11 protein-coding genes are annotated in these 9,542 nt (G+C 67.5%); 6 read left to right on the top strand and 5 right to left on the bottom strand.

Translation table 11 applies throughout. The annotated features are described in order from the left end of the window. The first annotated feature begins 10 nt into the window (after positions 1 to 10). A complete protein-coding gene (locus tag ACTWPB_RS05330) occupies positions 11 to 1,009 on the top strand; it encodes an ABC transporter substrate-binding protein (RefSeq protein ID WP_446224583.1) in 999 nt (332 codons plus the stop codon). 307 nt (positions 1,010 to 1,316) lie between these two features. On the opposite strand, the gene ACTWPB_RS05325 is transcribed toward ACTWPB_RS05330, so the two are convergent. From ACTWPB_RS05325 to ACTWPB_RS05315, 3 genes are read right to left on the bottom strand one after another with little or no spacing between them, the layout of a single operon-like run. After that, a complete protein-coding gene (locus ACTWPB_RS05325) occupies positions 1,317 to 2,735 on the bottom strand; it encodes an NAD(P)(+) transhydrogenase (Re/Si-specific) subunit beta (protein WP_446226241.1) in 1,419 nt (472 codons plus the stop codon). A gap of 17 nt (positions 2,736 to 2,752) precedes the next feature. Beyond that, positions 2,753 to 3,055 (bottom strand): NAD(P) transhydrogenase subunit alpha, encoded by a 303-nt coding sequence (locus tag ACTWPB_RS05320; RefSeq protein WP_056818017.1) that lies wholly within the window; start codon positions 3,053 to 3,055, stop codon positions 2,753 to 2,755. Beyond that, complete coding sequence (locus ACTWPB_RS05315; RefSeq protein ID WP_446224582.1) at positions 3,055 to 4,173, bottom strand: Re/Si-specific NAD(P)(+) transhydrogenase subunit alpha; 1,119 nt, start codon at positions 4,171 to 4,173, stop codon at positions 3,055 to 3,057. Before ACTWPB_RS05315 ends, ACTWPB_RS05320 begins: the two co-directional genes overlap by 1 nt. A gap of 403 nt (positions 4,174 to 4,576) precedes the next feature. Between ACTWPB_RS05315 and ACTWPB_RS05310 the strand changes: the two genes are divergently transcribed. The 3 genes from ACTWPB_RS05310 to ACTWPB_RS05300 are packed head-to-tail and all read left to right on the top strand — an operon-like array spanning position 4,577 to position 6,581. Beyond that, positions 4,577 to 5,104 carry an HIT family protein gene (locus tag ACTWPB_RS05310; RefSeq protein ID WP_446224581.1) on the top strand — a complete coding sequence of 176 codons (528 nt, stop codon included), beginning with the start codon at positions 4,577 to 4,579 and terminating at the stop codon, positions 5,102 to 5,104. Then, positions 5,101 to 5,940: a maleylpyruvate isomerase N-terminal domain-containing protein gene (locus ACTWPB_RS05305; RefSeq protein WP_446224580.1), complete on the top strand. Its 840-nt coding sequence runs from the start codon at positions 5,101 to 5,103 to the stop codon at positions 5,938 to 5,940. The genes ACTWPB_RS05310 and ACTWPB_RS05305 overlap by 4 nt, the downstream gene beginning before the upstream one ends. Next, the gene (locus ACTWPB_RS05300; protein WP_446224579.1) at positions 5,940 to 6,581 is read left to right on the top strand and encodes a Type 1 glutamine amidotransferase-like domain-containing protein; all 642 of its coding nucleotides are present in this window, start codon (positions 5,940 to 5,942) and stop codon (positions 6,579 to 6,581) included. The genes ACTWPB_RS05305 and ACTWPB_RS05300 overlap by 1 nt, the downstream gene beginning before the upstream one ends. A 33-nt stretch (positions 6,582 to 6,614) precedes the next feature. Here ACTWPB_RS05300 and ACTWPB_RS05295 read toward each other — a convergent pair whose 3' ends face one another. Then, positions 6,615 to 7,115, bottom strand: a complete 501-nt coding sequence (locus tag ACTWPB_RS05295; RefSeq protein ID WP_446224578.1) for a GtrA family protein — start codon at positions 7,113 to 7,115, stop codon at positions 6,615 to 6,617. Positions 7,116 to 7,180: 65 nt separating this feature from the next. Beyond that, on the bottom strand, positions 7,181 to 7,492 hold the full coding sequence (locus tag ACTWPB_RS05290) for a hypothetical protein (RefSeq protein ID WP_446224577.1): 312 nt from the start codon (positions 7,490 to 7,492) through the stop codon (positions 7,181 to 7,183). A 352-nt stretch (positions 7,493 to 7,844) separates the two neighbouring features. Between ACTWPB_RS05290 and ACTWPB_RS05285 the strand changes: the two genes are divergently transcribed. Together ACTWPB_RS05285 and ACTWPB_RS05280 are read left to right on the top strand one after the other, a co-directional pair. Next, positions 7,845 to 9,218: an FAD-binding oxidoreductase gene (locus ACTWPB_RS05285; RefSeq protein ID WP_446224576.1), complete on the top strand. Its 1,374-nt coding sequence runs from the start codon at positions 7,845 to 7,847 to the stop codon at positions 9,216 to 9,218. A gap of 38 nt (positions 9,219 to 9,256) precedes the next feature. Next, positions 9,257 to 9,541 carry a GNAT family N-acetyltransferase gene (locus ACTWPB_RS05280; RefSeq protein WP_446224575.1) on the top strand — a complete coding sequence of 95 codons (285 nt, stop codon included), beginning with the start codon at positions 9,257 to 9,259 and terminating at the stop codon, positions 9,539 to 9,541. Position 9,542 lies beyond the last annotated feature (1 nt).

The raw sequence follows: 9,542 nt of genomic DNA, 5'->3' as shown, positions 1-9,542 counted from the left end.
AAAACCCTCCATGTCAGCTCTCCGAATGACGGCACGCATGCGTGCCGCCGTCGCACTCCTGATCGTCGCGGCAACCGCGACGGCAACGGGCTGCGGCAGCTCCACCGCCGATGAGGCGGCCGACACCGGCACGCGCCAGGTAGTAACCGCCAAGGGCCCGGTCACCGTGCCCGCCGACCCGCAGCGCATCGTGGTCCTCAACGGCGCCCTCGCCGGATACCTCTTCGACCTGGACGCCGAGGTGGCCGCCGCCGATCCGCGGCTCGTCGGCGTCACGCTCGCACCCGGCGAGTTCCCCGCCGCCTGGGCCGCGGAGGCCAAAGAACAGGGCACCGTGGCGGTGCCCTCCGGCGACGACCTGAACCTGGAGTTCATCGCCGCCCAGCGGCCGGACCTGATCATCGGCGGCGGGCCGGGCTACCCGGGCCTGCAGACGATCAAGAACTACGACAAGCTCGCCGCCGTCGCGCCCACCGCACTGGTGGCATCCGACGCCGCCAACTGGCAGGACCAGTTGAAGTCGGTGGCCGACTTCGTGAACCGCCCCGAGAAGGTGGGCGCCATGATCACCGCCTACACCGACAAGGTCGCGAAGGTGAAAGCAAGCCTGAAGCTGCCGCAGGGCGCGACGGCGGTGATGCAGTCCCAATCGGACGGCAAGCCCATCCTGCTCGCCCCCAACACCCCGCTGGCCGCGCTGCTCGCCGAGGTCGGCTTCACCATCGACGACAAGATCGAAGCGAAGGCAGGCAACCCGCCCCGGACCCAGGCAAGCGACTGGGTGACCTTCAGCCCGGAGCTGCTGAGCACCGTGATCGACGCTCCGGTGCTGTTCGTGATCAAGCTCGACGGCGGCCGCGACATCGCCCAGCTGAAGCAGGATCCGGCGCTGGCCATGCTGCCCGCCTTCCAGAAGGGCCAGGTCTACGAGCTGCCCGCGACCGCAAAGCGCCCGGACTACCGGGAGGCCATGGCCACCCTCGACCTGCTGGCGGGCCGCTTCAAGTGACATCCACCGGCGGCTGATCGACTCCTCGCCGCCGCACGACACCACGATCACCCCGTTCGCCGGAAGTTCGGCGGGCGGGGTGATCGCGTATCCGGACCATGCGTCAGCTCGTGGACCGCGATCCTCGCCGTCCACCACCTGCCCGGGAACTCCACGAGCGGCGATCGGTCACCCGGAACGGGACAGGCACCACAGCCGACGGACTGTCATGGGAACAGGCACCACAGCCGGCGGACTCTCGGCGGAAACAACGTGGGCCCCGCCGTTTCCGAGGAACGACGGGGCCCACGCGGGGTATTCGCTTGTCTTACAGCGCCTTCAGTTCCTCGGTGACCGCACCGACGGACTTCTTCGCATCACCGAACAACATCGAGGTGTGGTCGGCGTAGAACAGCGGGTTGTCGATGCCGGCGAAGCCGGAGTTCATCGAGCGCTTGAGCACGATGACGCTCTGCGCCTGGTCGACGTTGAGCACCGGCATGCCGTAGATCGGGCTCGACTTGTCGTCGCGGGCGGCCGGGTTGGTGACGTCGTTGGCGCCGATGACCAGAACCACATCGGTACGGTTGAACTCACCGTTGATGTCGTCCATTTCCTTCATCGCGTCGTAGGACACCTCGGCCTCGGCGAGCAGCACGTTCATGTGCCCGGGCATGCGACCGGCGACCGGGTGGATCGCGTACTTGACCTCGACACCCTTGGCTTCGAGCAGCGACGCCATCTCCTTGACCGCGTGCTGGGCCTGCGCCACGGCCATGCCGTAGCCGGGGACCACGATCACCTGGTTGGCGTAGGCCATCTGGATCGCGGCGTCGGCGGCGGACGTCGACTTCGCGGTCTTGGCCTCACCGTCACCGGAACTGGCGACCGCGCCGCCGCCACCGAAGCCACCGGCCACGATCGCGGGGATGGAGCGATTCATGGCCTTGGCCATCAGGTTGGTGAGGATGGTGCCGGACGCGCCGACGATCATGCCCGCGACGATCATCGCGGTGTTGTTCAGCGCCAGACCCGCGGCCGCGGCCGACAGACCGGTCAGGGCGTTGAGCAGTGAGATGACGACCGGCATATCCGCGCCACCGATGGGCAGCACGACCATCAGGCCGAGCACACCGGCGAACAGCAGCAGGCCGATCATCCACAGCTGCGAGACGCCACCGTTGTCGGCACCGAGGCCGATCACCACGGCACAGGCGATCGCGCCGACGAGCAGGATCAGGTTCAGCGGCTGCTGCAGGCGGCCGACGCTGATCGGCTTGCCGGACAGGATTTCCTGCAGCTTGGCGAAGGCGATGATCGAGCCCCAGAAGGAGATCGAGCCGATCACCGCGGCGAACAGCGAACCGATGATGATGTGGATGGTCGGTTCTTCGTGCAGCTGCGAAAAGCCCGCGCTGTCGACGAATTCGGCCCACGCGATCAACGCGACGGTGCCACCACCGACACCGTTGAACGCCGCGACCAGCTGCGGCATCTCGGTCATCTTGGTGCGGATGGCGGGCGGAACACCCAGTGCCACACCGACGATCAGACCGGCGGCGATGAGAATCCAGTTGAGCAGGGCAGCGTGGCGCACCGAGATCAAGGTGGCCACCACGGCCAGACCCATACCGACAGCGGCGATCTGGTTGCCACGGACCGCGGTCTTCGGGCCGGTCAGGCCCATCAGGCCGTAGATGAACATGGAGAAGGCCACGATGTAGAGGCCGTTGACCAGGTAGGTCATATTGTCGACTGCGTGCATCACTCGGCCGCCTTCTTCTTACCCTTGAACATGCCGAGCATGCGGTCGGTGACCACGAAACCACCGATGACGTTCAGTGTTCCGAACACCACCGCGACGAACAGGATCACCTGCACCAGCAGCGACGGGTCTTTCACATTGCCCAGGGTCACCAGCGCGCCGAGCACGACGATGCCGTGGATGGCGTTGGTGCCCGACATCAGCGGGGTGTGCAGGGTGTTGGGCACCTTGGAGATCACCGCGAAGCCGACGAAGCCGGACAGCACGAGGATCGCGATGTTGGCGAGCAGTTCGGTGTACATCAGGCTTCCACCTCACGGGTGACACAGGAGTCCGCCAGGACCTGATCCTCGAAGTCGGGGGCGAGCTTGCCATCGACCAGCATCAGTTCCAGCAGCGCCGAAATGTTCTTCGAGTACAGCTCGGACGCGTGCTCGGGCATCGTGGCGGGCAGGTTCAGCGGCGAGGCGATGGTCACCTCGTGCTTGACCACGACCTCGCCGGGCTCGGTGAGCTCACAGTTGCCACCGGTCTCACCGGCCAGGTCGACGATCACGCTGCCGGGCTTCATGCCCTCGACAGCGGCGGCGGTGACCAGGCGCGGCGCGGGGCGACCCGGCACCAGCGCGGTGGTGATCACGACGTCGAAACCCTTGATGGCGTTTTCGAGGGCCTGCTGCTGCTGGGCCTTCTCCTCGTCGGTGAGTTCGCGGGCGTACCCGCCTTCACCGGCGGCGTCGATCCCCAGGTCCAGCCACTGCGCACCGACCGAGCGCACCTGATCGGCGACCTCGGGGCGCACGTCGTAACCGGTGGTCCGGCCACCGAGCCGCTTGGCCGTTGCGAGGGCCTGCAGACCGGCGACACCGACACCGAGCACCAGCACGGTGGCCGGCTTCACGGTGCCCGCGGCGGTGGTGAGCATCGGGAAGAACCGGGTCGACTCCGACGCGGCGAGCAGCACAGCCTTGTAGCCGGCCACGTTCGCCTGCGAGGACAGGGCGTCCATCACCTGGGCGCGCGAGATACGCGGAATCGCCTCGACCGCGAAAGCCTGCACACCGGCAGACTTCAGCGCGCCGATCTGATTCTCGGCATTGCGCGGCGCCAGGAAACCGATCAGCGTCTGGCCCGAGGACAGCTTGGCAACCTCGGCATCGCTGGGCGGGGCGACCTTGACGACGACCTCGGCCGACCACGGGTCACCGATGGTCGCGCCTGCCTCTACGTAGGCAGCGTCGGGAATGAGAGCGCCGAGGCCCGCACCGGCTTCCACGATCACCTCGACACCCTGCTTGGACAGGGTGGGGATGATCTTGGGCACCAATGCGACTCGCCGCTCACCCGGGCCGGACTCGCGAACGACTCCGACACGCGCTCCGCGCGGCGATCCCTCGCCCACGTTTTGCGTTGTCTCCACTAGTCAGACTTCCTTTTCGTGCTGGCTTCGAGCCTGGGAACAACGGGGTGCCGAAGTTACCTGTGAGTAAGTTCGACTGAAATCCTGGCAACTGTACTCGGCTCGCGGTGAGCCTAGCGGAGATGCCCGTCACAACGGAGAACTGGACTGACGACTACAAATCGGACACCTCGGACCTGATCGACCGTGACAACGGCCGCCCGACCCGGTGGACACCGGCCGGCGCGCGCCCCCGGATTCGTCGCCGCAGGTGGGACACAAGAACACAGGTCCTGATCGATCACTCACGGCGAGGTCCGATCGCCGACCGGGCACCGCCGCGTCACACCGGACGTGACGCGGGTCATGGCGATCGCCCCTTCGGGCTGTTGCGCGACCCAGATCACACCGTAGGGTCGAGGCCGTGAACGACTGCGCCTTCTGTCTGATCGTTGCGGGTGCCGCGCCGGCGACCATGGTCTACTCCGATGACGCGGTGTGCGCGTTCCTCGACATCCGTCCCATCACCCGCGGCCACACCCTGATCGTCCCCAAGGTCCACGCGACCGAGCTCGACGATCTCGACCCCGAACTCGGCGCTCGGATGTTCCGCACCGGCCATCGCCTGGCCCGTGCGCTACGCGTCAGCGGGCTCGCGAGCGATGGAGCCAATCTCATCCTCAACGACGGTACCGCCGCGTTCCAGACCGTCGGCCATGTCCACCTGCACGTGGTCCCCCGCAAACACGGTGACAAACTCAGCTTCGCCAAGGGATTCCTGTTGCGTCGTCCGCACGAACCGAATTCGACCGCAGCGGCGATCCGCGCGGGCCTGTCCGCACTCGACGCGGGGCAGCCGGCGGGCCCGGAGGAGGCAGCGGAGCGTAACCACGTAGGGCCCTCGGCGGTCCCGCCATCGAACACAGCCGAAGCAGAAGGAGCACAGGGATGACCGAGACGCCGGGGCGCGAACAACTCACCGATCTGCTCGCCGAGCAGTGGGAAGCCATCGCGCTGCTGGTCACCGACCTCGACGAGAAGGCTTGGCGCCGACCGTCTCCGCTGCCCGGCTGGACGCTGTTCGACGTGGTCGCCCACGTGATCGGGACCGAATCGTGGTTGCTCGGCGAAACACCGCCGCCGCATGATCCGTTGCGCCCCAAGACCGATGTGCGAACGCTGCCGCATGTGCGCAACGAAGTGGCTGTGCTCAACGAGATCTGGGTCGACCGGTTGCGCCCGCTCTCCGGCAAGCGACTGCTCGCGCTGTTCGACGAGACCACCGAGCGTCGCCGGGCCGCCCTGGCCGCGATGGACGACGAGGCCTGGCAGGCCACGACCGTCTCACCCGTCGGGCAGGTGCCCTACGGGCGGTTCATGCGGGTGCGGCTGTTCGATTGCTGGATGCACGAACTCGACCTCGCCGACGGGATCGGCCGCAGTGTGCCCGAGGGTGGTGCGCGCGCCGAGGCCGCGTTCACCGAACTGACCATCGGTCTCGGTCGCGCCGTGGTGAAGGGTGCCAAAGCGCCGGATGGTTCGCTGGTCACTCTCGATCTGACCGGGCCGGTGACCAGGCAGGTGCATCTGTCGGTCGTCGGTGGGCGCGGGACTGTGCTCGACGAGGCTTCCGGGGAGCCGACGACCGTGCTCCGGTTGGACTCCGGGCTTTTCGCGCGGTTGCGCGGTGGGCGCACGACGGCGGACCGGCACCCCGGCGAGGTTGTCGTCGAGGGCGATACGACCCTCGGGGAGCGGCTCGTGCGGAATCTGGCGTTCACCATCTGATGCGACTTTTCCTGGCGTCGTACCGGTTCGGTGGTTTCGCTGATCGGCTCGTCGGGCTCGTCGGCGCGCCGGGGCGGGTCGCGGTGATTCCGAACGCGTGTGACGCGTGGCCGGATGCCTGGTCGTCGGCGGTGATGAGTGATGTGAAACCGCTGGAGCAGCAAGGTTATTCGCCGGAGGTACTGGATCTGCGCGAGTACGCCGGACAGCCGGAACGGCTGGAACGGCACCTGCGCACGTTCCCGATGGTCTGGGTGCGCGGCGGCAACACTTTCGTCCTGCGTGCCCAATTCTCCCGCAGCGGTGCCGATTCCGTGTTCGCTACCCTGTTGCGCGAGGACGCGCTGGTCTACGCGGGCTACAGCGCGGGCGCGTGCCTGCTCGGACCCGACCTGCACGGGCTGGAAACCGTGGACGATCCCGCCGAGGTGCGGCCCGCCACCGGAATCGAACCGCTATGGGACGGACTGGGTGTGGTAGATCGTCGCCTGGTCGTGCACCTGGACTCCCCCACCGACCCGGACGGCGACTCCGCCGCGATGCTGGCCCGCTGCGTCGCCGAGCAGATCCCGCACTGGGCCCTCACCGACAACGACGTCGTCCTGGTCGACGGCGACCGCACCGAGGTGCTCCGGGGCTGACCCCGCGAGTCCGCCACCCCGCCGGATCGCCGGTCACACCGCGGTCGGCGCGGTCACCGCCGGTGTGCGACGGAAGACGATCCAGCGCATCGCGCTGTACATGTACACGGCCTCACAACCGCCGGCGAGCAGCCTGGCCAGGTGGTATTCCACGCCGAGCGCGGTGAGACCCGAGCCGACGCCGAGGATGAACGCCAGGTAGTTCACCAGCACGACAACCACATACACCGCGGCCTGCTTGCCCATCGGCGCGTGGGAATGGAAATTGAAGGTGCGGTTGAGCAGGAAGCTCAGCCCGAACGCGGCGAGGTAGGCGAGGGTGATCGACAGCCAGACCGGCAGGCCGAATCCACTGTGCAGCAGGGTGAGCAGCAGCAGGTCGACGCCGAACGTGAAGCTGTTGATCAGCCCGAACCCGAGCAGGGTCGCGGGCATATACCGATCGAGGCCCCACGGCAGCCGGGCCACGACCGCCTCGCACCAACGGGTGAATCGGTCGGCCACCGACTCGGTGACACTCGCCTGCTGCTCCACGCGGCCAGCCTGCCAGCGGCACATGAAGCCAGGGTGAGCAACCGGCAAACGGGTGAGCCGAGAAGCTAGCGGCCGACCGCCGCGAACGGGCGAGTATCGAACGCGGCCCATGCGGCGAGGCAGCGGCGGCGGGTGAGCTCGTCGGCCTCGGCGAGCAGGGCATCACGCAGCAGCGCGGGGTCGGCCGCCCAGCGCTGCGCGATCTCGGCCATCGCGCGGACGTCGAACATCCCGGTCGATTCCAGAGCGGACAGCCATTCGTGGTGTGCGCCGGTGTGGACACTGCGCATCGCGTCGGTGTCGATGCCCGCGTCGGCGAACTCCGCGGCCAACAGGGCACCCACCAGCTCACTGCGGTCCTGCGGTTCCATCGACATCGCCAGTCCTCCCTGCGAAAAACGGTGCGGCGCAACAGCGTCGCATGATCGATGCGCGCGAAGCGCACCCGTGGAGCAGAACTCGAAACACGCTGGGCGGCGAGGCGATTCACCATCGAACACACCCTGTACGGGCATTGTGAAGCATTGGACGCCGTATACACCAACTGGGCACACCAGATCACAACGATGCCGGAACCCACCTCGTCCGGACCCACATCACATCTGGTCAAGTGATCACCAGGCATCTGTGGATTTTTCTTCTCGGGCGATGTTTACGTGAGGGCCTGGTGATCAATCGACCAGGGCGAACTGCCCGCGGCGGGCGGGGTGCGCGCGATAGCGTGGACAGGTGGACGAGCGCAGCGGTGACCTCGATTCGTTGATTTCGGCGTTGTCGGACGGGGCGGTCGTCATCGACCCCGATCTGCTGGCCGGGTACCGGCAGGATTGGGCCCGCGATCCCGATGCGGGCACGCCGCTGGCGGTGGTGCGGGCGCGCGGTACCGCCGATGTCGCCGCCACGCTGCGGTGGGCGCACGCGAACAAGGTGCCGATCGTGCCGCGTGGGGCCGGGACGGGTTTGTCCGGCGGGGCGACCGCGGTGGACGGCGGGATCGTGCTCACCACCGAGTTGATGCGGGAGATCAGCGTCGACACGGTGACCCGGATCGCGGTGGTGCAGCCCGGGTTGCTCAATGCCGAGGTGAAGCGGGCCGTAGCGGCCGAAGGGCTGTGGTATCCGCCGGATCCGTCCTCGTTCGAGATCTGCTCGATCGGTGGCAACGCGGCGACCAACGCCGGCGGGCTGTGCTGCGTGAAGTACGGCGTGACCACCGACTACGTGCTCGGCATGGAAGTGGTGCTGGCCGACGGGACCGTGGTGCGGCTCGGCGGGCCACGGCTCAAGGATTCGGCCGGGTTGTCGCTGACCAAACTGTTCGTCGGGAGCGAGGGCACGCTCGGCGTGATCACCGAACTCACCCTGCGGCTACTGCCCGCACAGCCACCGCAGTCGACCGTCGTCGCGAGTTTCGGCTCGCTCACCGCGGCGACCGACGCGATCCTGGCGATCACCTCGACGCTGCGCCCCGCCATGCTCGAATTCATGGACACCGTCGCGATCAACGCGGTCGAGGACGAGATGCGCATGGGATTGGACCGCACCGCCGCCGCCCTGCTCGTCGCCCGCTCCGACGCTCCGGGCGAATTCGCCGCGCACGAAGCACAGCTGATGGTGGGGCTGTGCGAGAAGGCCGGGGCGACAGAGGTTTTCCACACCGCCGATCCCACCGAAGGTGAAGCCTTCACCGCCGCACGCCGATTCGCGATTCCCGCGGTGGAGAAGATCGGGCCGCTGCTGCTCGAAGACGTCGGCGTGCCGCTCCCCCGCCTCGGCGACCTGATCGCCGGGGTCACCGCGATCGGCGAGCGCAACGATGTGCTCGTGTCGATCATCGCGCACGCGGGCGACGGCAACACCCACCCGCTGATCGTGCACGACCCCACCGACCCCGACAACACGGCCCGCGCCCACCGTGCCTTCGGCGAGATCATGGACCTGGCCATCGCGCTCGGCGGCACGATCACCGGCGAACACGGCGTCGGGCGCTTGAAGAAGGCGTGGCTGCCCAACCAGGTCGGCCCCGACGTCATGGCGCTGACCCGGCGCATCAAGGACGCCCTTGACCCGGAGGGCATCCTCAATCCCGGCGCGGTCCTCTAGCGGAACATCGCGCGCGACGGCAGGGTTAGCATCCGACTATGACCACCAGGCTCGAGCACAACGTCGCCGACACCCGTTTCGAGATCTACCACGACGACATCCTCGCGGGATACGCCGACTACGCCGAACGTGAAGGCGCCAAGGTCCGCGACTTCCACCACACCATGACGTTTCCGGAGTTCCGGGGCCGTGGGGTCGCGGCGGAGGTCGTGAAATACGGCCTCGACGATTCCCGCGAGAACGGCTTCAAGATCATCCCGACCTGCTGGTATGTCGAGAAGTACATCGCCGAACACCGCGAGTACGCCGACCTGGTTGGCTGAT

Source organism: Nocardia sp. IBHARD005 (genome assembly GCF_052814245.1).
The sequence above is the reverse complement of the archived record's forward strand: the minus strand, read 5'-3'. Positions and strand labels throughout refer to the sequence as shown.

Coding starts and splice junctions, on each gene's coding strand:
- ACTWPB_RS05330 (WP_446224583.1), top strand. CDS start 11: ATGTCAGCTCTCCGAATGACGGCACGCATGCGTGCCGCCGTCGCACTC.
- ACTWPB_RS05325 (WP_446226241.1), bottom strand. CDS start 2,735: ATGACCTACCTGGTCAACGGCCTCTACATCGTGGCCTTCTCCATGTTC.
- ACTWPB_RS05320 (WP_056818017.1), bottom strand. CDS start 3,055: ATGTACACCGAACTGCTCGCCAACATCGCGATCCTCGTGCTGTCCGGC.
- ACTWPB_RS05305 (WP_446224580.1), top strand. CDS start 5,101: ATGACCGAGACGCCGGGGCGCGAACAACTCACCGATCTGCTCGCCGAG.
- ACTWPB_RS05300 (WP_446224579.1), top strand. CDS start 5,940: ATGCGACTTTTCCTGGCGTCGTACCGGTTCGGTGGTTTCGCTGATCGG.
- ACTWPB_RS05290 (WP_446224577.1), bottom strand. CDS start 7,492: ATGTCGATGGAACCGCAGGACCGCAGTGAGCTGGTGGGTGCCCTGTTG.
- ACTWPB_RS05280 (WP_446224575.1), top strand. CDS start 9,257: ATGACCACCAGGCTCGAGCACAACGTCGCCGACACCCGTTTCGAGATC.